17 protein-coding genes are annotated in these 24353 nt (G+C 63.8%); 6 read left to right on the forward strand and 11 right to left on the reverse strand.

What is annotated here, in order from left to right; all coding sequences use genetic code 11:
* The first annotated feature begins 624 nt into the window (after positions 1 to 624).
* Positions 625 to 2619, forward strand: coding sequence for an RNA polymerase sigma factor RpoD (rpoD, locus tag P0D87_RS29695; protein ID WP_053859622.1), 1995 nt, complete (start codon positions 625 to 627; stop codon positions 2617 to 2619).
* 120 nt (positions 2620 to 2739) lie between these two features.
* Here the strand turns inward: rpoD and P0D87_RS29700 are convergent, their stop codons facing one another.
* The 8 genes from P0D87_RS29700 to P0D87_RS29735 all read right to left on the reverse strand — a co-directional run bounded on the left by P0D87_RS29700 (position 2740) and on the right by P0D87_RS29735 (position 15501).
* Complete coding sequence (locus P0D87_RS29700) at positions 2740 to 3105, reverse strand: hypothetical protein (protein ID WP_053859623.1); 366 nt, start codon at positions 3103 to 3105, stop codon at positions 2740 to 2742.
* 261 nt (positions 3106 to 3366) lie between these two features.
* Positions 3367 to 4164, reverse strand: coding sequence for a YfaP family protein (locus P0D87_RS29705; protein ID WP_171800796.1), 798 nt, complete (start codon positions 4162 to 4164; stop codon positions 3367 to 3369).
* Positions 4165 to 4186: 22 nt separating this feature from the next.
* A complete protein-coding gene (locus P0D87_RS29710) occupies positions 4187 to 5080 on the reverse strand; it encodes a YfaP family protein (protein ID WP_082367121.1) in 894 nt (297 codons plus the stop codon).
* Positions 5077 to 6894, reverse strand: a complete 1818-nt coding sequence (locus P0D87_RS29715) for a DUF2300 domain-containing protein (protein ID WP_053859625.1) — start codon at positions 6892 to 6894, stop codon at positions 5077 to 5079. The genes P0D87_RS29710 and P0D87_RS29715 overlap by 4 nt, the downstream gene beginning before the upstream one ends.
* A 13-nt stretch (positions 6895 to 6907) precedes the next feature.
* Positions 6908 to 11725 carry an alpha-2-macroglobulin family protein gene (locus P0D87_RS29720; protein WP_082367122.1) on the reverse strand — a complete coding sequence of 1606 codons (4818 nt, stop codon included), beginning with the start codon at positions 11723 to 11725 and terminating at the stop codon, positions 6908 to 6910.
* Positions 11722 to 12486: a DUF1175 domain-containing protein gene (locus P0D87_RS29725; RefSeq protein ID WP_082367124.1), complete on the reverse strand. Its 765-nt coding sequence runs from the start codon at positions 12484 to 12486 to the stop codon at positions 11722 to 11724. Before P0D87_RS29725 ends, P0D87_RS29720 begins: the two co-directional genes overlap by 4 nt.
* Positions 12487 to 12513: 27 nt before the next feature.
* A complete protein-coding gene (locus tag P0D87_RS29730) occupies positions 12514 to 14319 on the reverse strand; it encodes a DUF2138 domain-containing protein (protein ID WP_053859627.1) in 1806 nt (601 codons plus the stop codon).
* Positions 14320 to 14658: 339 nt separating this feature from the next.
* Positions 14659 to 15501, reverse strand: coding sequence for an HTD2 family dehydratase (locus P0D87_RS29735; protein WP_053859628.1), 843 nt, complete (start codon positions 15499 to 15501; stop codon positions 14659 to 14661).
* Between the two features lie 177 nt (positions 15502 to 15678).
* Between P0D87_RS29735 and P0D87_RS29740 the strand changes: the two genes are divergently transcribed.
* On the forward strand, positions 15679 to 16431 hold the full coding sequence (locus P0D87_RS29740) for a 2OG-Fe(II) oxygenase (protein ID WP_053859629.1): 753 nt from the start codon (positions 15679 to 15681) through the stop codon (positions 16429 to 16431).
* A 17-nt stretch (positions 16432 to 16448) separates the two neighbouring features.
* Here P0D87_RS29740 and P0D87_RS29745 read toward each other — a convergent pair whose 3' ends face one another.
* Together P0D87_RS29745 and P0D87_RS29750 are read right to left on the reverse strand one after the other, a co-directional pair.
* The gene (locus P0D87_RS29745; protein WP_053859630.1) at positions 16449 to 17261 is read right to left on the reverse strand and encodes a CbtA family protein; all 813 of its coding nucleotides are present in this window, start codon (positions 17259 to 17261) and stop codon (positions 16449 to 16451) included.
* 11 nt (positions 17262 to 17272) lie between these two features.
* Entirely contained in the window at positions 17273 to 17494 is a 222-nt protein-coding gene (locus P0D87_RS29750) for a CbtB domain-containing protein (RefSeq protein ID WP_006047732.1), read from the reverse strand.
* Between the two features lie 217 nt (positions 17495 to 17711).
* Here P0D87_RS29750 and P0D87_RS29755 point away from each other — a divergent pair, with 217 nt between their 5' ends.
* Entirely contained in the window at positions 17712 to 18332 is a 621-nt protein-coding gene (locus tag P0D87_RS29755; RefSeq protein WP_053859631.1) for a histidine phosphatase family protein, read from the forward strand.
* 20 nt (positions 18333 to 18352) lie between these two features.
* Here the strand turns inward: P0D87_RS29755 and P0D87_RS29760 are convergent, their stop codons facing one another.
* Entirely contained in the window at positions 18353 to 18793 is a 441-nt protein-coding gene (locus P0D87_RS29760) for a hypothetical protein (RefSeq protein ID WP_053859632.1), read from the reverse strand.
* Positions 18794 to 18959: 166 nt separating this feature from the next.
* Here P0D87_RS29760 and P0D87_RS29765 point away from each other — a divergent pair, with 166 nt between their 5' ends.
* The 3 genes from P0D87_RS29765 (at position 18960) to P0D87_RS29775 (ending at position 24332) form a co-directional block, all read left to right on the forward strand.
* Positions 18960 to 20477, forward strand: a complete 1518-nt coding sequence (locus P0D87_RS29765; protein ID WP_006047729.1) for an ATPase domain-containing protein — start codon at positions 18960 to 18962, stop codon at positions 20475 to 20477.
* Positions 20478 to 20481: 4 nt separating this feature from the next.
* The gene (locus tag P0D87_RS29770; protein ID WP_053859633.1) at positions 20482 to 22140 is read left to right on the forward strand and encodes an ATP-binding protein; all 1659 of its coding nucleotides are present in this window, start codon (positions 20482 to 20484) and stop codon (positions 22138 to 22140) included.
* An 89-nt stretch (positions 22141 to 22229) separates the two neighbouring features.
* Complete coding sequence (locus tag P0D87_RS29775) at positions 22230 to 24332, forward strand: FUSC family protein (protein WP_053859634.1); 2103 nt, start codon at positions 22230 to 22232, stop codon at positions 24330 to 24332.
* Positions 24333 to 24353: the final 21 nt, after the last annotated feature.

The following is a 24353-nucleotide window of genomic DNA, read 5'->3' on the forward strand; positions in this document are numbered from 1 at the left end:
CTCGCCCGGCTCCGGAGTTAAACCCCGCAACCCGGCGCGCGTCGCGCATCAAGCGCCCACACTTATCGGCTGTTAGTTTTTAAAGATCGGTTCGCACACTTCACAGCGCCCACTTCAACCACCCGGCACTGCTTCGTTCTGCGTCGCTGCATCAGCAGCAGAGAAGCGAGATTATGAAGATCGAGTGACAGGCCGTCAAGCCCCTCCTCGAATTTTCTTTTGCATGCGCACACGACGCTCGTCACGTTCGCGCGCTACATATATGCAGATGAGCTTCCACATAGGACGACGAGGATAACCAGGACAACGCACTCGTGTGAACACGCGCAAGTTGGTCTATAGTTACAGGTCTGCCATTCGTCGGTCGCGCACAGTATGAAGACCGGCAACAACATGCGACGAATTGCTGCGCACAATGCGCGCGAAGGCGCAAGCTCGTATATAATGCGAGCCGCGCGAATTTCGCACATTCTATCGGCCCGCTCCAAGCGGGCTCATCTTTTTTGCTCCCCAGAGCACACAGCCTTATAACCGCGTTGAGTCACTCAGGTGATGTTGAGCCATGCTCGAAACGCCTGACGGTCGCGTCTTGCGTCTCATAGCGAAGCCTCTCGAGGAGAATACGTGAACCCTTTTGATCGCGAAGATTCGCAACACGAAACCGCAGCCTACACAAAGGCTCCGTCGGGCCGTACGCCCAAGGGCAAGGGCGCGGGCAAAGCGATCCCCGTGGCGGCCGAACTGCCGCCGCAGCAAGCCGAAGAGCGTCAGCGCCAGATGCGTGCGCTGATCCAGTTGGGCAAGGAGCAAGGCTACCTGACCCATGCCCAGATCAACGACCACCTGCCCGATAACTTCGCGCAGACGGCGGCGATCGACAGCATCGTCAGCGCGTTCAACGACATGGGCGTGCAGGTCTACGAGCAGGCCCCGGACGCCGAAACGCTGCTGCTGAACTCGAACGCCCCCGCTGTCGTCTCCGACGATCAGGCGGACGAAGAAACCGAAGTTGCGTTGTCCACGGTCGACTCCGAGTTCGGCCGCACGACCGACCCGGTGCGCATGTACATGCGCGAAATGGGCGCAACCGAGCTACTGACGCGCGCGGGCGAAATCGCGATCGCGAAGCGCATCGAAGACGGCCTGCACGAAATGGTGCAGGCAATCGCCGCATGCCCGCTCGCAATTTCCGCGATTCTGGCAAGCGCCCAGCAAGTCGCGGACGGCGAACTGCGCATCGACGAACTGGTTGACGGCCTGAACGAAGACAACGTCCCTGCGGAAGAAGAAACCGCCAGCGCGGACGCCGCAGCCGACGTCGACGCTGATGCCGACGAAGACGACGACAGCGATAGCGACGACGACGTCGGCCCGGCCGACTCGTCGGCGGCAGACGAAGCACGCCTGAAGCAGCTCACGAGCGACTGCCTCGAAATCTTCGCGCAAGTCGGCATTCTGTACGACCAGATGAACGCGTCGCACACGCGCGGCGACGTCAGCTCGAAGGCGTACCAGAAGGCGCGTGAAGAGATCCAGCAGCATCTCGCGAAGATCCGCTTCACGGCGCGCACCATCGACCGTCTGTGCGGCGACGTGCAGCATCAGGTCGCGCAGGTGCGTGCAATCGAGCGCAACATTCTGCAGATCGTCGTCACGAAGAGCGGCATGCCACGCGAGAAGTTCATCGAATCGTTCTCGGGTCATGAAGCCGACCTCGGCTGGACCGAGCGTGCGGCGCGCGGCAACACGCCGTACGGCGCGGCGCTCGAGCGCCATCTGCCGGCAATTCAGTCGGAACAGCAAAAGCTGATCGACATCGAAGCCACCGTTTCGCTGCCGCTCAAGCATCTGAAAGAGATCAACCGCCAGATGGTCGCGGCTGAATCGAAGATGCGCAAGGCGAAGAGCGAGATGATCGAGGCGAATCTGCGTCTCGTCATTTCCATCGCGAAGAAGTACGTCAATCGCGGCATGCTGTTCCTCGATCTGATCCAGGAAGGCAACATCGGCTTGATGAAAGCGGTGGACAAGTTCGAATATCGTCGCGGCTGGAAGTTCTCGACGTACGCAACGTGGTGGGTCCGTCAGGCCGTGACGCGTTCGCTCGCGGACCAGGCGCGCACCATCCGCGTGCCGGTGCATATGATCGAGACGATCAACAAGCTCAACCGCATTTCGCGCGAGATTCTGCAGCAGACGGGTCAGGAAGCGCATCCGTCGGTGCTGGCCGAGCGCATGGATCTGTCGGAAGAGAAGGTGCGCGGCATTCTGAAGATCGCCAAGCAGCCGGTGTCGATGGAAACGCCTGTTGGCGACGACGGCGATGCCACGCTCGGCGACATGATCGAAGACTCGGCGGCTTCGTCGCCGGCGGATGCGGCGATGCAAGCCGACTTGCGCGCCGCCATCGACGACGCGCTCGACTCGTTGTCGCCGCGCGAAGCGAAGGTGCTGCGCATGCGCTACGGCATCAACACGAAGTCGGATCACACGCTGGAAGAAGTCGGCAAGCAGTTCGACGTCACGCGTGAGCGCATTCGCCAGATCGAGAGCAAGGCCATGCGCAAGCTCATGCATCCGAGCCGTGCCGATCGACTGAAGTCGTTCCTCGACCGCTAAGCAACAACCTCCGCATCACATCGCGCTTGCCGTGCACATCGCACGGCAAGCGCGCCCCGCCTGAAATCCTCGAGTCCCCTCACGCAGTTCGTCCGTTCAGCCGGACACGCTCGCGAACAGTCAAATAAGCAGCGAAATGATGCCGCCAAGGGTGATGCCCGCCGCGAGCCAACGTCCCGCTGTGTAAAAAGCATTGCGCTCTTCGTGCGGCTGATCCGGCCGTTCGAGTCCGAGCGTGCCATACGCAAACGACTTCACCGCCGACGAGTCCGAACCCGAAGCGCCTTCGCTTGCCGCATCAGACGCAAGAGCCGCCGCAGCGGCGCCTTCGCTTGAGATACGCACAGCCGCGTCCTGCTCGGACGTGTTCGAGTTAGAGGAGCGCGACGCAGCCTCATCGTTCTCATCGGCAGACGATAACGAAGCATTCTTCGCTGCACGAGCAGTGGCTTGTGATGTCGACGGCAATGCGCTGTCGATTTGCATTGCAACCTCCGTTCGTTTCTTCAGGGCTTGCGGCGCAGAGCCGCTTACAAGCTGTATCGACCGTGACCGGCTGAAACTTGAAGCCCTGTAAGGGAGGGTAAGTGCAAGCGCCCAACACCACTATCATTGTTGTCCACAGAAACTGGGAACAAGCCTGTGGATATCCTGCGCAAGACTCGCTCAAGTGTCTGAGCGCGCACAGTTTTCATCGCGTGCACGTGCTGCGGCTCGATCGTACGCAAGCGAACAAACACGCGCCGCTCAAGGCATCACAAACGTCTTCACGAGCGTCAGTTCGCCGGCTTTGCGCATCGGTACGCGGATCGTCTCGCTCTTTTCGCTGGGCGTGTTTTCGTTGCTGATGATCGTCACCTGAGCGACCGTCATGTCGCTGCGGCCGCTGCCGCTGCCGTAGTAATTCACGTAGACGAGATAGGTGCCCTTCAGCGGCGCCGCCGACGAATAAATCTCCGGCCCATAGCCCGTCGTCACGTCGACGTCCAGCGCGCCGCCGTTCGGCATCACGCGCTCGCCGTACCATGCATGCGCGCCGTCGGGCGACACCACATGCAAGTCGAGGTCCGTGCCGTCGGTGTCCCACGCGAGCACGACGCGCAGCTTCGGCTGCGTCTTGCCGCTGTAGGCGTCGTAGAACTGTACGCGCTTGCGGCTGCCGTCCGGCGCGCGCAGTTCGACGCTGTTGCTGCCCGCCGGAAACGCATAGGGCCGCGAAAACTTGCCGTCCTCTTCGATGCGTTGCGGCAGCGGCGTGCCGTCGACCACCAGCGTACCGACCGTGTTGCCCTTCTTCTTCGGCGCGTTGCGAATCTGCCCCTGGATCAGCGCGAATCTCGACTGCCCTTCGGGCGTCGCCACCGATACCGCCGGATAATGCACGTCCTGCGTATAGCGTTCGTTGTCGCCGCTGGTATTACGCCAGCCGTTCAGCGGCGCGCTCATGTCGATGTCGCTCGCCTGCGCGGCCGACATGCCCTGCAAGCATGCGAGCAGCAGCAAGCCGCGGCCCGCGTTCATCCATCCCGTCGTTCTGCGCTTCATCGTTACTGCTCCCGTCCCGCTATCAAAGTCGCTCGCTCTTCACGAGCATCAGGTCGCCGATTTTGCGCAGCGGCACCATCATCGTTTCGCGCCGTTCGTTCGGCGTGTTTTCGTTGAAGACCAGCGTCAACGTCGCGGTGATCACGTCGCGGTCGTGCGCGGCGGCGTCGAAGTTGTAGCCGGTCGAATCGAAATTGCCCCAGTAGTTCAGAAAGAAAAGCCACGTGCCATGCTCCGGCGCCGCCGACGAAAAAATCCCCGGCCCCGCGCCGTCCACGGAATCGACGTCGAAGCCGCTGCCGTCTTCCAAAGTCGGATTGCCGAAGAACGCGTGCAGGCCGCCAGGCGTAATCACATGCAAATCGACCTGCGCACGCGGGTCGTCCCACGTGACCATCGCGCGCAGCTTCGCCTGCGGCTTGCTGCGGTCCGCTTCGTAAAACTGCATGCGCTGACGCTGCCTGCCATCGGCGGAAATCAGTTCGACGCTGTTCGAGCCCGCACCGAACGCCCACGGCCGCGCGAACGCGCCTTCGTCGTCGGTATAGAGCGGCGTTGCATTGCCGTTGACGACGAGCGTCGGCGGCTTGCGCGCGTGCTTGTCGATCTGCCTGAGGCGTCCTTCGATCAGCGTGCGATAGCGCTGCGCGCCGCGATCGATCGGCGGCCGCGGATAAGCCGCGACGAATTGCTCGCCTTCGTTCGTGAGCCCGCTATGACGCCAGCCGCCGAACGCGCCGGTCAGATCGGCCACGGCGCCGTCCTTGCCGGCTGCGTAGGCGTCAGCGAAAAGACCCGCGCCGAATGTGCCCACCACCCCCAAAGCAGCCGCACCCAACAGCACCGCAGCGCGCGAGCGAACCCGACCCGCCGCCGAAGACCGCATCAACCGGAATAAAAACGTCACGTCGTTCATTGGATCGGATTGTCGGTACGAATCAGCACGCGCGCGGTGCGCTCGACGAAATCTTCATCGAGCCCACGCGGATGGTGCTGAAACGCGAGGTGAACATATTCATGCGCGAGCGCGATGCGATCCTCCTCGCTCTGCAGGCGATACACATACACGCGATTGCGCTGCGCATCCGCATACGGACGTCCTTCGCGGACCGCGCACACGGCGGGCAAATCGGGCGTCTCGTAGCCGGCTGCGCCGTCCATGCGCCGCGCCCACAACGGCGCGTTGCGCTGCAGCCATTCGCGCGCGCCGGCCACCGCGACGCAATCGCCGGACAATGGACTCTGGAACGAAGTGAGCGTCGCCTGCGGCCACGTGCGCGCGAGGATCGCGTCGAACGTCAGTCCTGTTTGCGCGGACGCCTTCGCGGCGAGCCAGCTCATTTGCCCCGGCGCGGCCTTGTCGTGGTGATACTGCACGGGCACGCCGGTCAGCACGAGCGCGTCGGTCAGGTCCGCGGAACGGCGCGCCGCTGCGGTCGGCGCACGCGGCAGAACGCGCTGCGTGTTGCTGCTGTCGTCGATACGCAAGCAGCCGTGATCATGCGCGCCATGCTGTACGGCATAACTACGCGCCGCCACGGCCAGCGCCTTGGCCGCCTCCGGCTGCGCCGTGTCGCCTTCGCGCTCGACCACGCGCGCCACATAGTCGTTCATGCCGAAGCGGCCGATCAGTTGCGGCACGCCCGCCGCATTGCGATCGAGCCGCAGTTCTCCGCGGCTCGTCACGCGCGCCCAGTTGCCGTTCACAAAGCCCACGCGAAACTCGCCGTTCAGCGGCCCGTCGGGCACCATCGCCGACGGTCGCTTTGAACTGTGCTCGCCAAGCACTTCGCGAATCGGATAGCGGCTGAAAAAATCGACGACGACGCATGCGCCGTCATCCGGCACGGCGACTTGCGTGAGCAGCGGCGCGATGCGCGGCGCGGCCGACGCGAGCACGCGCGCGCTGCCGCCAGAGCCGCCGAGCCAGATCGGCGTGCCGTCCGCGAGCCAGCCTGCCGCGCCGCCCACCGATGCGCCGGGCCGCGCCGCGTCGGGCATCGTCCAGGTCTTCGCGCGCAGCAGGCTGCCGTAGAGCGACACCGTGCCTTCGCCCCGGCCGCTCGTCAGCACCGAGACCAGCGTGCTCGCCGCCGCTTCGCGCGGGCGCGCCGGCATCGCCTGCAATGCGGCAAGCAGTTGCGCGACGGGCACGCGCTGCGTCGGAGTCATCGCGTGAAGATTGCGCAGCCACGTTGGCGCATTCGCGGCCGTCCAGTACTTGCGCCAGTCGACGGGATCGAGCTGCAGGCGCGCGGGCTCGAAAAAGCGTCCGCACGATTGCACGAGTGCGTGTTCGCGATCGATACGACCGCCGGTCATGCAGCAATACACTTCTTCGGGATCGCCGCCGCTGCATGTGTAGTCCGGCGTCGCGATGTTCCGGTCCACGAGATAGCCGTAGACGAAGAGTTTCCATACGCTGCCGAGCGGCGTCTCCAGTGTCGCGGGCAACGGCACCGCGGATTGCGGCGAGAGACCGACAGCGGCGCCGCCGGCGTCGGCCTGCCAAAGCTGGCTTTGTCCATCACGCAGCCACGCAAAGCGCAACGCCTGTTTGGACGCGGCACCGGACGCAACGAAAGCGGACGCCGATGCCAACGGCACCGCCGCATACCCGCGCTCGACATTCGCTGCAAACAACACGCACATCGCGGCCACGGCGAACGCGATCCGCAGCATTGCTGCAACGCGACCGCGTACCGACCTGACGAGCGTGCCGAGGAACATTTCCGACGCCTCGCTATTGAATGCGCAGCGTCGTCGCGCGATCGCTCTTGCCGCCTTCGAACGCCTTCGCATCCGGCTGATACATGCGGAAGTAGCGCGCGGGCGGCAATGCGAACGTGCCCGGCAATGCGAAGCGCACCAGTTGCCGCAACGCGACCGGACGGTCGAGCAAAGGCACCGGCTGATGATACGAAAGCTCGCCCATTTCATACGATGCCGCGCGCGCGAACGGTTGCGGCCCGCTCTCGCCTTCCTTCTCGCCCGGCAAGCCGTCGATCGACACGCCCCAACTCGTCGCTTCGACGCTGCCGCCAGGCGGCAGCGGCACGTCGAGCAGCCCATAGTGATAGGCGTTGCCCGAACGCGGCGTGAGCGTCACTTCGTCGACGTACAGCGCATTGCTGTCGATCGCATCGCCCGATTTCACGAGACGTGCGGTGAACGCCGAGCGACCGACGCTGCTCTCGGCGGCGCCCTGCTTCTTCGGATCGGCCTTCACTTCGAGCGGCTCGAGTTTGTAGAAGCGACGCGCGACCGTGATGTTCAGGCGACTGTCCTCGCTCGCATGACTGCGGAACGAGACGATTGCGCTGACGTCCGCGCGCGCGGCGCCTGCGTCGAGCGCGGACGGCAGCGCGGCCCCAGTCCATTTCCACAACGGCGTGCCGGTCGCTGTCGCAGCACGCGTCCAACCCGCGCCTTGCAGCGACGGCAACGACGCAGCGGCCACGTCGCCGCCGAGCGCCTTGCGCAACCACAGCAGCGTCAGCGCGCGGTCGAGCGTCGGGTAGTCGGCGCTGCTCTTCGCGAGCAACGCGGTCGCATCGACGCCCGCAGCATCGCCTGACATCGCAAGCAGGCTTTGCACGAGCGGCGCAGGATCGTTGCCCAACGCGACGCGTGCCGCGCTTGCCGCGGCATCAAAACCGTCCGGCATTTGAGCGCCCGTGCCGCGCGCCATGCTCGCGACCAGCAGCGTCGCCATCTGTTTGCCGCGCGGCGAGTCGGCTTGCGCGAACACGATGCTGTCCGTCGGGCTGTATGCGGCATTGGCCGCAGCGCGAGCCGATGCTTTCGCCGTGGCCGCCGCATCGTTCATCAAGTCAGCGGCGACGCCCGATACCGGTGTCGCAACCGGCAAGCCCATCTGCTGCATGAACCACAGCGCCAACGCACGATGCAACAGCGGCTCTTTCGCGCCGGCGTCGCGATACACCTCCATCGCGTGCTGCCAGTTGGCGGCGGGCAAGCTGATGCCGAGGCTGCGGCTCGCGAGCCAGTCCGCGTAATACGCGTAGGCCGTGACAAGCGCGCTGCCGCCGGTCGTGTCGCCCCACCAGCCGAACGTGCCGCCGACGCCCGCAAGCATCGCAAGGCGCTGCCGCTGATTGCGCAGTAACGCTTCGATGCCTTGCGTCGAGCTGGCGTTGTCACCACGGCCGATCGCGTCGTGTGCAAGCGCGAGCGGAATCAGCCGGCTCGACGTCTGCTCGGCGCAGCCATACGGATAGTCGATCAGATCGTCGGCCACGCGCATGAACTGGCTCGCCGCATTGCCGACGAAACGCACGCTCACGTCCTGCGCGTCTTGCGGCAGATTGAGCGGCTTGCCCGAACCGTCGAGTGTGACGGTGTTCTGGTGCAGATCGAGCCAGCCGCTTGCGTCGAGTCGAATCGTGGTCTGCAAGCGGTCCACGTCCTTATCGCCGCGGCGCAAGCTCGCGTTGATCACGCCGGCCTTCAACGCGCCGCTCGGCAGACGCAGATAATTCGCGCCGCGCTTGAGCGTGACCTTCTGGTTCAGCGACAAACCGCCGCCTTCGACTAGCCACTGCGCGTCCATATCCACTTCGGTCTGATTGAAGGCGATCATGTCGATGGCCGGCTGATCGTTGACGCGGAAACGCGACGGCCCGCTCCACTTCAGATACAGCGCCTTGTCCGACCGCACATAGGCGGTACGCTGACCGACCATGCCGTCGGGCGCGGCCGCGCGCACGGTGATGCGCCAGCGCGCGAGCGAGTCCGGCATCTTGAAGGTCATCGTCGCGTGACCGCTCGCGTCGGTTTTCAGATTGCCTTCCCACGCGGCCGTGTCCTGATCGTCGCGACGCGGCCGCTCCAGCACCTTCACGCCGCGCTCGTTGTAATTCGCGCGTTGCGGCCCGCCGGGCGCGCCCTTGAGCGGCGAACGCGCGAGGTCGTAGGTAATGAACGACAGACTCGACGAGGTCCGCACGTTGTTGCGTCGCGGATGATAGAAAAAGTCGACGATGTTCGGCGCGATCTCCGGCTGCAGCACGTAGACCATTTCATCGACCACGCTCACCGTCAGATTCGCCGCTTCCGCTTTACCGTTCAACGTGCTGTCGAAGTTGAGCGTGACCGTGTCGCCGGGACCGTACACCGGCTTGTCGCTTTTCACACTCAGTTCGATCTGCGGCTGCGCGACCACGATGCCCGCGTTCTGAAACGCGTATTCGCCGGCATGCACGTACAGCACCGAGAACGTCATGTTGGGCGCGAAGTCCTCGCCGACCTTGATGCGCGCTTTCCATTGCACCGGCGTCACGCGTTGCAGTTGCAGCCAGTCGCCGCCTGCGCTCAGCAGCGCGCGCCGCTCGACGTTATCGCGTTCGAGCGTCAGCAACGCATCGTCGACGGGTAACGGGAAAGTGATCAGCGCCTCGGCCGTATCGCCGATCTTGTACTTGTCGCGATCGAACACGATCTCGACGCTGCCCGGAATCGCCTTGAGCCCGTCGCCCGCGACCCAATGGCTGACGGCGGCGAGCAGATTGCCGCTATCGTCCTTCACCGACAGCATGTACGAACCGGGCTGATCGAATTGGACCGTGAACGACAGCTTGCCGCCTGCGCTCTTGGACTCACTCTTCGCTTCGCTCTTCAACGTGCCTTCGGCATGCGTTTGCGATTCGAGGCGCGTCCATTCCCATTTTGCCGGCGCATGCGCGGCGGGGTCGAGCGCGGCCAGCGCTTGCAGATCGAAGCTCACCGCTTCCTTCGGCTGCGAGAACGACTTCGCGGTCGTCAGGCGATACGGCGTCGCGCCACGCGCAATCAGCACTTCGCGCGTCACGCGCACCTTGTACGCGGCGCCGTCCTGCGCGAAGAGCGTCAGCGCGTAACGGCTCGGTTCGGTCGCGGCCGGTAGCGTGAGGCTCGCGTTGCCGTCGCTGTCGGTCGTCAGTTCCTGCTGCTCGAGCTTGACGGGAAAGAGCCCCGCATAACGCAATTCGCCGTCGACGATCGTCACTTTCTGCGCGCGCAGCGTGACCGAAATCTTGCTGTCGCGCACTGGCTTGCCGTCGGGATAGCGCAACTGGATCTTGCCCTTCAGCGGCTCGCCGGTTGCGTAGTCGGCTTTATCCATCGACAGGTTGACGTCGAAATGCGGCTTCACGTATTCGGCGACGCGAAACGCGCTGCCATACACGTCGCCGTTGTAGTCGAAGCGCAGCGTGTAGCCGCCGGCGGTCGCGTCGGCGGGCAGAGTGAACGACGTGTCCGCGCCTGTATCGGAAGCGAAATGCGCCTTCGTGGTCGCGACCGGCGAGCCGTTCGGATCGAGCACGTCGAGCTTGATGTCGGCTTCCGCGGGCGCCGACGATTGCGTCGCGTTCTGGAACGTGCGCCCGATGAATTTCACATGCACGGGGTCGCCCGGACGATACATCGGCCGGTCCGTGACTGCGTAGATCTTCGTGTTGTAGATCTCGCTGTCGTAATAGAAGTTCTCGGACACGAACACGCCGCCCTGCGGATCGACGCCGAGCACATAGCTGCGCTCGGGGCTGACGTGTTGCAGCAGAAGTGCACCGTCGCCGCCCGTCGTGCCGCTTTGCAAAACGCCCACGCCGTCGGTCCAGTTCACGTCCGTATTCGCGACCGGCTTGCCGTTGTCGCGCCGCGTGGTCCACACGAGCATTCCGCTCGATGCCGCCTTCACGACCGCGACTGTATCCGACACGAACAGCAGCGTATGCGCGCGATAGTTGCCGATCACGGCTTCGACGATATAAAGCCCCGGCGGCAGCTTGCCGACCGGAATCATCACGTTGCCCGCGCTTGCCTCGATAAAGTTACTGCTGCTGCCCGCGAGGTTCACGCCTTTGGGCGGCTCGATCAGTTTCGCGTCCCAGATCGGATAGCGAAAGCGCGCGACCATGTCATAGCCCTTCAGCGGCGCGAATTGCGAGTTCTGTTCAAATTGCGTCTGCTTGCCGGTTTGCTCGCCGAGCTTGAATTGCGGCGCGGCTTCGGTTGCCTTGCTGCGAGTCGCGAACGAAAGCACACGCTGCCATGCGCGGCGCGCCTCGGTGAACCAACGGTCCCACAAATAAGCGAGCGTGTTCGCGAGCCCTTCGCCCTGATAATTCGGCGCGACATTCAGCCGATGCAGGTTCTTCTGCGCCTTCAGAAAGTCGAGCGGTTTGCCCACGCGATACACGACGATGTCCGCGCCGCCGTAGGGCTGCAATGCGTCCTTGAAATCGCGGCCGGGCGCTTCGAGCCGAACCTGCGCGGTCTGATTGCTGCCGAAGCTCGCATCCGAAAGCAGGAAGAACGGTTGACCGTCCACCTTCTGCGAGCTGTAGTTGCTCGTCGGCGCGGCGTTCAAGGTGGGATTCGCGGCGATGCTGGACTCGGCCGCGGCCGCGCTCGACGATGCGTCGTCGCCGGCGAACGCGACGCTGCTTGTCGCCGCGAGCGCGATGGCCGCAAGCAGCGTCGCCAGGATAAGTGCCGAGCGACGGCGCGTGCTGCGCAACCAGTGGCTCATCGCGACAACGGAATTCATTCGGGTCATGGTGTCAAAAAGTCCAAACGAAACACGCCGACGAAGTTCGGATTGCCGTCGAGCGGCTGCCAGCGGGAATCTTTCCATTGCATCAGGTCGGAAACGGCGACCGCGCGCAGACCGGTATCGGTCGGCGTGACGGTGCCTGTGTGATAAGCGATGTAGCGCTCGAGCCAGATCATCAGATGCTGGTCGTCGCCCTGGTCGAAGAACAGCAGGTCGCCCGGCAGCGCCTGGTTGACGTCCTTCGAAACGAAACGGCTATTGCGTTGAATCAGCGCGATGGCCGATGCGTATGCGCCCGTCGATCCGTCGATCTGCGTCCAGCGATTCGCGATCGTGCGTTGCGACGCGGACAGTTGCAGTTCGGGCGGCAGACTGCTTGTGTCCGCAAGACCTGTCATGCCGTTCGCGCGCAGCCATTTGCTGTCGTGCATGCGCAGCGTTTCGCCGACGGCAAAGCGCACGAGGCCCGCGCAGTCGCGTTGCGTCCAGCGCGGCGTCGGGCCGCGGCGCATTTGCTGATCGACGATGCGCGTGAACCACGCGCGAAACGCAGCGGATTGTTGAGTGGTGAGTGCGTCGGGATCGGGCGCTGTCGTGGTGATGCCGAGCGCGTGTGCGTAGGGCGCGGCGGCGGTTAGCGCGAAAAACGTGGCGATGCGCGAGAGGCATGCGCGGCGAGAAGCCGTGGTGACGCTTGCGGTGTTCGCATCCCGGGCCGCGAGCGCGACTCCTCGCGCCGCGTGCGACTCGCGAGGCGCACGCATACCGCCTGCTACACGAAGGCGGCGCACTTAATCGCCCTCGGTGCCGGGCTGCTCCGCGGGCGCCTGAGTCGCGGCGTTGTTCGACACGGTGTCGCCGCTGGCATCGCTGTTTGCATCGCTCTTCGCACGATCGAACCACCACTCGACCGGCACCCAGCCCGTCGAGCCAGGCAAGCTCTGCGGCAGCGACAACGACAGCGCCGGATAGTGCGCGAGCGCGCGCAGCTTCGGCGTCAGATGCGTGCGCGACGCGTTGCGGAATACGGCCTCCTGATCGGCCGGCAGCGCGGCGCCTGCTTCGCGTTCGATCAGCGCGGCCGCCGATGCAGGCGTCAGCGTGAGGATAGTGCGCGGCAAACGCTCCGGCGCGAGCGTATCGGCGAGCGCGGGGTAACGCTTGTCGAGCACTGCGAGCGTGTCGTCGACGAGACGGGCATCGGGCGAGAAAATCACATAGCCGTGCGCGAGCGCGAGCGTCACCGGGAAATAGCGTTCCGCCGATAACTGCGAGGCGAACGACGCCTTGCTGCTCAACGCCGTGCCCGAGCGAGCGCTGACCGGCCGCTGCCACACGGTGACATCCGCGCCCTGCTCGCGCGTGCTGACAGGCAAGCGACGATAGCCCGCGTCGTTGCCGTCCGCCTTCGCCGCCTTCGCTTCATAGGCGCCGATCACGTCGCCGAACGTCTTGCCGAGCGCGCTTTTGAGCGCCGCGATCGACGCGGCATCCTGCGCCTTCACGCGCGCGATGAACACCGGCGCGACCAGCGCCGACTTCGCGTACCAGCAGACAGCCGCCGGTCCTGTCAGACGATCACCGATTGCCGCAGCCGCATCGCCGCCATCGGCGACCTTGCCCAATAGCGCCGATGCCTCTTTCCAGTCCGCCGGCAAGCTCGTGCACGCCGCGGCGTTGGCCGGCAACGCACGCCACAAGTCAGCGCTGTTCCACTGCTGCGGCAGCTTGCCAGGATCGATCAGGGCTGAAGTCCGCCAGCTCGCCGCGGCGTTGCCGTTCGGCGAAAAATCGAAGCGCAATGCGTCGATGCCGGAAAAGAACGCCTGATAGCCGAACGACAGATAATTCGCCGACACGATCAGACGATGACCCTTCGGCGCATCGCCGGCCGCATCCAGCCGATAGGCGCGCGCCGCATCGTCGCGACCGGACGAGAGCATGTCGGACACAGCATCGGCGCGTTCGCTCAGCACATTGCCCTTTTCGTCGAGCAGCACGCCCGGCGCGGACAGCACGACCAGACGGTCGTCTTTCGTCGCGAACAAAAGCGTGCGGCCGACTGCAAGTTTCAATGCATAGACCGGCACGTCGCCCGAGAGCTTCGCGACCTGGCTCAGTTGCGAGTCGCTTGCAGCGACGTTGCCCACGCCTTGCAGCAATTTCGCAAGACCGTTCCGGCGGATGGACATGATCCAGTAGCCGAGCCGGCCGTCCGGCGAGCGCCACAGCAGCACATGCGCGGGTTCATCGAAAACGCGGCGAATCAGTTCGTCGCGCCAGTCCAGTTGATGTTCGAATGCAAGGCGCCGCAAAGCACCTTCGGCGGAAAGGCGCGTATTGGCCGATTCGTAATAGTCGACGAAGTCTTGCGTGAGCACGTCGTGAAGTAATGGCACACGCAACATATCGCGCGGCAAACGCGAGAGTGCTTCGCTGTCGATCACCGCGTCGGGATGGTGAATATCGAGAACGACTTCCCCCGTATTGGCCGCCTTGCGATGTGCGAATGGACGCCACACCGCCTGAATGACGACGGCAGCCACGATCAGAAGCACGGCCACGAGGATTGCAAACTTTTTACGCGACATCTTCATCTGATTTTTTCTGTTCGATGCGACGATATTAACGTCGATGCCGGTCGCATTAAGCCGCCGTAACCGATCGCTGAAGGCAGCGATGATAACCGATATTTTTAACCGCACAACAGCCGAAACTGCATTTAACAAAATCGAGCTGACCTCGATTAATGCAGCAGGAGATTATAAAACCGTGCGTCGCCGTGCCAGTCGGCTAATGCGGTAGTCGCCCCACAACTTGTGCAGCAATATCGTTTTCATTAGAGGCAAAAAACCTACACGAGCCGAGTCTTTTGATTACGCGCAATTTTAAACGTCGCGCAGCGTATGCAGAACGGAATCACTTCCGTTCTGAAGTTAGCCAATTGCCGCCGTCGCCCGCATCGTCAAAAATCCTTCATGATCTTTTGCCCATAATTCGACGGTTTTACCATCCGTCGACGGCGCGCCGCACACCTTGAAAGGCTGACCGGCAAAAGTCGGGCGAAGCGCCTTGTAGGCAAAACTCTGCAGCGTGGCTTCCGGTTGTTCGCGGCGCACGAGGTCGGCGAGCAGCGTCGCAATCAACGGACCGTGCACAACCAGCCCAGGATAGCCCTCCACCTGCGTCGCATAAGGCTGGTCGTAGTGAATGCGATGGCTGTTGAAGGTCAACGCCGAATAGCGGAACAACATGACGGCGTCGGCGTCGATGGTGCGGCTCCACGTTTCGCCTTCCGGCGCGAGTTGAGGCCGCTGCGGCCGCGCGTCGGCCGGCGGCGCATCGCGGTAGACAACGTCGTGCTCTTCTTCGAGCTTCAATTGACCGTCGACCTCGATCGTGTTCTGCACGGTCACGAAAACGAGGCGGCCCGAGCGACCCGTCTTTTCTTCGATGTTCGCAATCGTCGACGTACGCGTGGCGTGCTCGCCTACTTTCAGCGGCGCATGGAAGGTCAAGCGGCCGCCCGCCCACATGCGACGCGGCAGCGGCACCGGCGGCAGGAAGTCGCCGCGCCTCGCATGGCCGTCGGGGCCGGCTTCGGAGAGCGGCGAGATCGGCAAAAAATAAAGCCAATGCCAAAGCGGCGGAATGGTATCGCCGGTTTCCTCGCGATTCAGCGTCGCGGCCAGGGCCGCCAGCGGAAACGCGGTGATGTGGTCTTTGGCGACTTGCTCTGCGCCGAGCCAATCGTCGAGTTTTTCTATTACATCGGACATGGCATGCCTCCGGTGAGCATTCAGATTCACAGCACCTACTATGGACGACGCGATACGGTTCCGCAAAGCTCAACGTTCTATCGCATCGATGAGAATTGCAGAGCAAGAGTCGGAGTGCGCGGGGCGGACACGCGCTTACACTGAATCATCGTTCGTATATCGCAGAGGGAGACAGTCATGAATACGGTGGCGAAGCCGTCGCGCCATAACCCGGCTCACGCAAGTTCGCTTGCACCGCGCATCGAGGCGATCGACTGGTTCAACGTCGAAGAAGAACTGAACGGCTATGGATGCGCGATGTTGCCCAAGCTGCTGACCGGCGACGAATGCGACGCGCTCACCGCGTTATATCCGCACGAGGAGTTGTATCGCAGCCGCGTTGTGATGGCGCGGCACGGTTTCGGGCGGGGCGAATACAAGTACTTTGCGTATCCGTTGCCGCCGTTGATCGCGGAATTGCGCCACAGGCTTTATCCGCATCTCGTGCCGGTGGCGAATCGCTGGAATGAAGTGATGCGAATCGATGTGCGCTATCCGGCGGCGCACGCGGAGTTTATCGAGCGCTGTCATGCCGCGGGTCAGACGCGCCCTACACCGCTGATCCTCCAATACGCCACCGACGACTACAACTGCCTGCATCAGGACCTTTACGGCGAGCACGTTTTCCCGCTGCAGGTTGCGATTCTGCTGTCAGAACCCGGCGACGACTTTACCGGCGGCGAATTCGTCATGACCGAGCAGCGTCCGCGGATGCAATCGCGGACGGAAGTCGTGCCGCTGCGCAAGGGAGACGCCGTGGTGTTCGCGGTTCATCATCGGCCTGTGCAGGGCACGCGCGGGGCGTATCGGGTGAATCTGCGGCATGGGGTGAGTCGGTTACGGTCGGGGCGGAGGTGTACGGTGGGGGTTATTTTTCATGATGCGAGTTGAGGCGGCGCCCAACAACCTCAAACCACCCTCGCCCCCACCCGCCGATCATCTGCACGCATGAACGAACTGTGCTCAACAACCGCCCCAAACAACAACCCAATCGTCGCCCACATAATCGCCTGCATCCCAAGCGCAGCGACGCGGAATTTCCACAGCAACGCGGCAGGAAAACCGGCCGGGACTTCATCGATAACCGGCATCGACATCTGCACAACGGCAATGATCGCGACGAACACGAGCCCAGCCACGATCGAGCCGTTCCATGCACCGAGCTTGATGGCCGCGCGGCGTCGGACCTTCAGCGAAAAGACCAGCGCGGTCAGCGAAATCGCGATCATCAGAAAGAACAGTCCCGTGCGCGGTCCGATCGTCGCGGGGTCGCCGACCGCGGGCGGATTCGCCGGATACTTGATGTTCGGAACGATCACCAGCGCGACGAATGCGCCCAGCGCGAGCCACGCCGACAACGCGCGCGCACTCATCGGGCCGACTCGCCCGTAAGCGTAGGCAAACACGAGCGAGAACAATCCGCCGAACGCCGCGCCGTACACGACCACGCCGGTCAGCAATCCCAAACCGGCTTGCGTCTCGCGACTGACGAGTTCCTCCTCATGTGCATGCTGGTGCTCATCGGCATCGGCAGCAGCAGTAGCCGCACCCGCATGTCCATGCTCATGCCCATGCGCTGCACCACCCGCCTCGCCGGCTTTCTCTTCGAACGCAATCGCCTGATTGACCTGCGGCTCGCCCACCACTCGGGCGAACGCGAACGTGACGAGTCCTGCGGCGATGCCTGCAAGCATGCCGCGCAACAACAACTTACCGACCATGTTCTGCTCCGTTAGTGGCAGGGAAAGCCGAGCAGATGGCGGCCGTCGTGCACGAACTCATGCACGTACATGCCAGGCACGAGAGACGTGGCGCCCTGTTCCGCGCCGACGAAGTACAGCGCGAGCAGCAACAGCAATCCGCCGAACACGGCCCAGGGCAACAATTCGCGCAGCGGAATCGGCGTGGGCTGAACGGCGGGCTCGCGAGCGGGATCGAAAACAGCTTCAGTCATGAAGGACATCTCCTGGGGTAACGCGCCCCGTAGTCGATTGCAGAGGAATGGTGCGAAGCTCAGGTCTGGCTTTCGGCTTGCGATGCCGATTACAGTGGCGCGACCGCGCCGGGCTCTCACCGGCTTCCGCGCTTCGCAGTCCGGCTATTCTACGCGGTAAACTTCGGCGCCAGCTAGCGCGGACTGACGCGCGCGCATATTGAATGGAACGCGAAAAATGAACCTTCGGCTGCTGCTGATCAGCCATGCGCCAACCGCGGCCATGCGCGCGGGCCGCTTTCCCGCCGACGATCCACTCGACGCTCGCGGCCTCGCTGACGCGCAAGCCGCGCAAGCGCGCTTGTCGCATCTATCGCATCTGGCCGCGTTCAACGAAGCGCCCGCTTTTGTCAGCCCGGCCGCTTGCGCCCGCGATACGGCCTCGGCCCTGGGCCTCAACGCGAAGGTGGACGCAGCGCTCGCCGACATCGACTATGGCAACTGGACAGGCCGGCGCCTTGCCGACCTCGCGGCGCAAACGCCAATCGACCTAACCGCATGGATGCGCGATCCCGACGCCGCCCCGCACGGCGGCGAGTCATTCAGTCAGGCAGTGAAGCGCATCGGCGAATGGCTCGACACGCTCGACGTTGCGCTCCACGATGCACAAGGCAAAGCGTCAGGCAACGCGCGCGACGTCATCGCCGTCACGCACGCAGCGATCATCCGCGCCGCTGTCATACATGCGTTGAGCGCCTCGTCGGCCATCTTCCCTCGCATCGAAATCGCACCGCTAACAGTGGTCGAATTGCATCGCTCGGAACAACGCGGCTGGACATGGTGGCCCGCATCGTCGTGAATCTCGCAGAGCACACATCGTCATTTGCCCGATACCGATAAACGCAGCTTTCCCGATCCCGCAGACGTCAACGTGATCTGCGTGCGCCTCGCCGGCGCACCAAGATAAAAATGCTGACGTCCCGGCGAATTCTGATCGTGCGTCGCGTCCGGCAGACAGGAAGCAATGTCGGCGGCGACCGCTTGCAATGCGTCCGCGCTCGACCCCGCATCGCGATGCGGCGTCCACATGCACTGATAGCTTCCCCGCGCCGCCGAGCATTGCGCGTCGTCGCCATACGGTTGCGCGACGCCCTTGCCGTCGTCCGGCGAAAGCGCAGTGAATCCGTCCGGCGCCGCGGCCACGATCCGCTTCAACGACGAACACGGGCTCGGCGAATCATCGGCATTCGCGCGATACGGCGTGAGGCTTGCGAGTAACGCGACAGCGAGCGTGCTGGTGAACAGCGTGCTGATTTTCATAGCGGCGCGCGTCCTTGAAAGTGGCTGATGGATTGCGCCAAAGCAGCAGGCTTCGTGCCCTCGCGGCGAAGCAAAGCGAATGTACCCTGCAAATAGGCATGCAACTTGCATCCTGGCGATACCGGCTGACCGAGCCCGGTTTATTCATTGACGCCACGACTACGCCATGTCAAACGACGCGAACAATCACACGCCTAAACGCCTTTGCTCGGGAATCGACGGGATCGACGACGTGCTGGGAGGCGGCCTCACGCCGCACCGCATGTACCTCGTCGAAGGCGCGCCGGGTACGGGTAAAACTACCCTGGCATTGCAATTCTTACTCAAAGGCGTTGAGCAAGGCGAGGCAGGTCTGTACATTACGCTCTCGGAAACGCGTTCCGAGTTGATCTCGGTCGCGGACAGTCACGGCTGGGATCTCGGCCGCTTCCACATTCTCGAACTGCTTTCCGACGAAGGCCTCGACCCGCAATTCGAGCAGACCGTGCTGCATCCGGCTGAAGTGGAACTCGGCGAGACCGTGCGCAACGTAATCAAGCAAGTCGAAGAACTCAAGCCCGCGCGCATCGTGCTCGACAGTCTCTCGGAGTTGCGGCTGCTGTCGCAGAACACGCTGCGCTATCGTCGGCAGATCCTTGCGTTAAAGCGCTATTTCGCCACGCGCGCATGCACGGTGCTGCTGCTCGACGACAACACATCCGATCCGTCCGACGTTCAATTGCATAGCATCGCGCACGGCGTGATCTCGCTCGACAACGTCGTGCACGACTACGGCGGCAACCGGCGGCGCATGCGCATCGCGAAGATGCGCGGCATCAAGTTCCGCGAGGGCTACCACGACTTCTCGCTGGACACCGGCGGCATCAAGGTCTATCCGCGGCTCGTCGCGGCCGAACATCACGCGGACTTCGACACGCAGACGGTGAGCACCGGCACGACCGGTCTCGACGTGCTGCTCGGCGGCGGCCTGATACCCGGCACCAACGCGCTGATCGTCGGCCCCTCGGGCGTGGGCAAAACCACGACCGTGGTCTCGTGCCTCATCGCGGCTCTCGAGCGAGGCGAGCGCTGCGTCTACTACGTGTTCGACGAAACGCTGGTGACGCTGATCGCGCGCTGCACGACGGTCGGCCTGAACCTGCAGCCCTATGTCGAAAGCGGGCTGCTCACATTGCGTCAGATCGATCCCGCCGAAATCTCTCCCGGAGAATTCGCGAGCGACGTTCGCATGTCCGTCGAGAAAAAAGGCGTGAAATACGTAGCGATCGACAGCCTGAATGCGTACTTGCAAGCGATGCCGGGCGAACGCTACCTGCTGCTGCAAATGCACGAACTGCTCGGTTATCTCAACCAGCAAGGCGTTATCACGATGCTTGTGCTGGGGCAGCACGGCATCATCGGCGAAATTCAGACCGACATCGACATCAGCTATCTGAGCGACGTGGTCGTTCTGTTCCGTTACTTCGAGCACCACGGCGAAGTCCTGACCGCCGTGACCGCCGTGAAGAGCCGCGCGAACGCGCACGAACGCTCGATCCGTCAGTTCAGGCTGTCGAACAACGGCGTGGAGGTGGGCGAAGCGCTGCGCGACTTCGAAGGCGTGCTCTCCGGGTTGCCGTCTTATAGCGGCAGCACCGCGCTGCTCGGTGCGACCGATCACCTCATCGATACGTCGCGGCAGTAAGCTCATGGAGCAACGCGTCCTGATTCTCGCGCCGTTTGGCCGCGACGCCGATGTCATTGCCGAAGTCCTGAGCAAGGACAAGCGGACGTGCGTCGCCTTTAGCGATGCGGACGCGCTGACCGAAGCGCTCGACGCCGGCGTCGGCACCGCGCTGATTGCCGAAGAAGCGCTCGCCGACAGCCGTGCAACGCGCCTCTTCGAATGGCTCGAACATCAGCCCGCATGGTCTGACTTGCCGTTTATCCTGCTCGCGGCGACGCGCGTCGGTCATCGCTCGGCGCGCGGACTGGAAGTGCTCGAGCGGCTGGGCAATGTCGTCGTGCTTGAACGTCCGCTGAACTCGGAGACGCTGCGGCGAGCCGTGGCGTCGGCGCTGCGGGCGCGCGCACGGCAATACGAATCGCGCCGCCATCTCGCCGAACGGATCGAAGCACAAGAAGCATTAGTCCAGCTAAACGATTCTCTCGAAAGCCGGATTGCCGAACGTACGCATGAACTCGCTTCGGCCAACAACCGGCTGATGATGGAAATCCACGAGCGCGCGAAGGTGCAGGCCGTGCTCGTGCAATCGCAGAAGATGGAAGCGCTTGGCCAACTCACGGGCGGGATCGCGCACGACTTCAACAATCTGCTGAACGTCATCATGGTCAACTCCGAGTTGATCGCGCGCGTGAGCGGCGACGAGCGCATTCGCGGCATGGCCGCGACCGTCAAGCGCGCGACCGAGCGCGGCGCCAAACTCACGGGCCAGTTGCTCACGTTCTCGCGCAACAGCAACCTCGACCTGAAGGCCGTCGACGTGGTCACGCTGCTGCAAGGCATGCGCGACATCATTACCGTGTCGCTGGGATCGGGTATCAGCTACAGCAACGACTTCGAACGCAAGGAGATGTGGACGCACGCCGACGCGAACCAGCTCGAGCTTGCGGTGCTGAATCTCGCGATCAACGCGCGCGATGCGATGCCGGGCGGCGGCGAGCTCAGCGTGCGCGTGAAGGAGCGCACTGCGCCCGACCAGACACTCGCCGAGGGCCGCTATGTCGTGATCGAAGTCGCCGACACGGGCGCAGGCGTGCCGCCCGACCTCGTCACGCGCGTGTTCGATCCGTTCTTCACGACCAAGCCGATCGGCAAGGGAACCGGCCTCGGCTTGAGCCAGGTCTACGGCATCGCGCGCCAGGCCGGCGGCACCGCGCGGCTCTTCAGCCAGGAAGGCGTCGGCACCACGGTCGAACTGTGGTTGCCGCTGCGCGAGCGCGTCGCGCCGCAGAACGCCAAGGCTTCCGATACCGAAGCGAACGCCGTCGGCGAAAAGCGCGTGCTCGTGATCGAAGACGATAGCGAGGTGCGGGCCATGCTCGTCGAGTCGCTCAAAATGCTCGGCTACAACGTGACGGAAGCCCCCGACGGCCGCGCCGGACTCGCCCGTCTGGCGGACGACAACCCGGACCTGCTGATGGTCGACTTCGCGATGCCTGGCATGAATGGCATCGACGTAATCGCGGAAGCGCGTAAGATGCGCAGCGATCTGCCGGTGATTCTCGCAACCGGTTACGCCGACGTCGATATATCCGGTCTTTCGGTCGAGCGCTGCACGGTATTGCGCAAACCTTTCCAGCTCGACGATCTCGCGCGGACCGTCCGGCTCGGATTGATTGGCTGAAAAAAAACGCCTGCTTCAGCCGGCGCGCAGAAAATTTTCCAACTACATTGCTTGGCTAACGATTGTCTGACAGTGCAGCGTAACGCGCCATGATCTACCCCTCCCTTCGCGACTGGCTCTTCTCGGTCAAGACGTTTGCCGCCGCGATGATCGCGCTGTACATCGGCCTCGCACTGCAATTGCCGCGGCCTTACTGGGCGATGGCGACGGTCTACATCGTGTCGAATCCGTTCGTCGGCGCAACGCGCTCGAAGGCAATTTATCGCGCGCTCGGCACCGCGCTCGGCGCGTCGGCGGCCGTGCTCCTCGTGCCGCCCTTCGTCGAATCGCCGTATCTGTTCAGCGTGGTCCTCGCGCTGTGGGTCGGCACCCTGCTCTTTCTCGCGATCTCGGATCGCACGGCGCGCAGCTACGTGTTTCTGCTCGCGAGCTATACGCTGCCGATCATCGCGCTGCCTGCGGTCACGAATCCGGCAGGCGTGTTCGATCTTGCGGTGAGCCGCACCGAAGAGATCACGCTCGGCATCGTCTGCGCGAGCATCGTGGGCAGCGTGGTGTTTCCGAGCCGGCTCGCGCCGACCATCATCGAGCGGACGGATGCATGGTTTCGCGACGCCGCTTTCTACTCGACGGAAACGCTGTCGGGCCGCATTGCAGGCGCGGCGATTTCCGGCGCGCGGCAGCGGCTCGCGGCGACCATCAACGGTCTGGAATTGCTGCTCAGCCAGCTCGCCTACGATCACACGCGCCCCGACCTTCTCACGCGCGCGCATGAACTTCGCGGACGCATGCAGTTGCTGCTGCCGCTCATGTCGGCGCTCGCCGATCCGCTGATCGCGCTCTACAACGCAGGCAGCCACAAGTGGCCGGAAGGGCTCGAGGCGCTGCTTGCCGACATCGTCAAATGGTTCAATGCGCCGCTGCCGGCCGCGAGCGCGGGCCATCACGCGGACCCGGCCGCGAATGCGCTGCGCGAACGCATTGCCGCGATGCAGCCGCCGCCCGAGGCACTCACCACCTGGGACGGCGCATTGCTGTCGAGCGCGTTGTGGCGCATGAAGCAGGTGATCGACGTCTGGGAGGACTGCCGCTCGCTGCGCATCATCATCACGCGTGAAGAAGGCTTGTGGCGGCCGCGTTTTCGCCATTGGCGGCTCGGCGGCACCGAGCGCTTTTTCGACCGCGGCATGATGCTGTTCTCGACCGGCTCGACCGCGGCTGCGGTGATACTCGCGTGCAGTCTGTGGATCGCCTCCGGTTGGGCGGACGGCGCAAGCGCCGTGACGCTCGCGGCGGTCGCCTGCTGCTTCTTCGCCGCACTCGACGAACCCGCGCCGATGGTGTTCCGCTTCTTCGTCGCGACCGCGATCAGCGTATTGGCCGCGGGCGTCTATCTGTTCGCCGTGTTGCCGCACGTACACGACTTTCCCATGCTCGTGATCCTGTTCGCCGCGCCGTTCATTCTGGTCGGCACGCTGATTCCGCGCCCGCAGTTCAATATGGTCACAGTGCTCGTCGCCGTGAACACGGCCACGTTCATCAGCATTCAGGACGCGTACGACGCCAACTTTCTGACCTTCCTCAACAGCAACCTCGCGGGCCTCGCGGGACTTCTTTACGCTTATCTGTGGACTCGCGTGACGCGGCCGTTCGGCGCCGAACTCGCGGCGGCTCGCCTGCTGCGCTCGAGCTGGAGCGATGTCGCGTTGACGGCGTCGACGCGGCCCATCGAAGACCCGCGCAATCACGCCGCGCGTATGCTGGATCGTCTGATGCAACTGATCCCACGGCTCGCCGCAACCGACGACCATCGTCATCCTTCCATCGAAAGTTTTCGCGATCTGCGCATCGCGTTCAATTCCCTCGATCTGCGCCGTCTCACGCGCAAGCTCGGCGGCGAGGCGCCGGCCGCAATCGAGCAGGTGCTCGACGGCGTGCGCGGCTATTACGAAAGCTGCGCGAACCGCCACGCGCGCGAGCCCGTGCCCGCGAGCCTGATGTCGTCGATCGATTCGGCCGTCGCGCGCGTCACCGCGCAAGGACTCGCGGATGCCGGCACGCCCGACGCGACCGCGCAAACCTCGGCACGTCACTTGCGCGACGCGCTGCACGCGCTGATCGGCTTGCGTCTCTCGCTCTTTCCGGCCACGCTGCAAGCCGCAACGCCACCCGCGCAGGAGGCAAGCGCCTGATGCGCCGTTCAACCCCTTGGC

It is taken from the genome of Paraburkholderia sp. RL17-368-BIF-A, assembly GCF_046054045.1.
In the GTDB taxonomy this organism is placed as follows: domain Bacteria; phylum Pseudomonadota; class Gammaproteobacteria; order Burkholderiales; family Burkholderiaceae; genus Paraburkholderia; species Paraburkholderia graminis.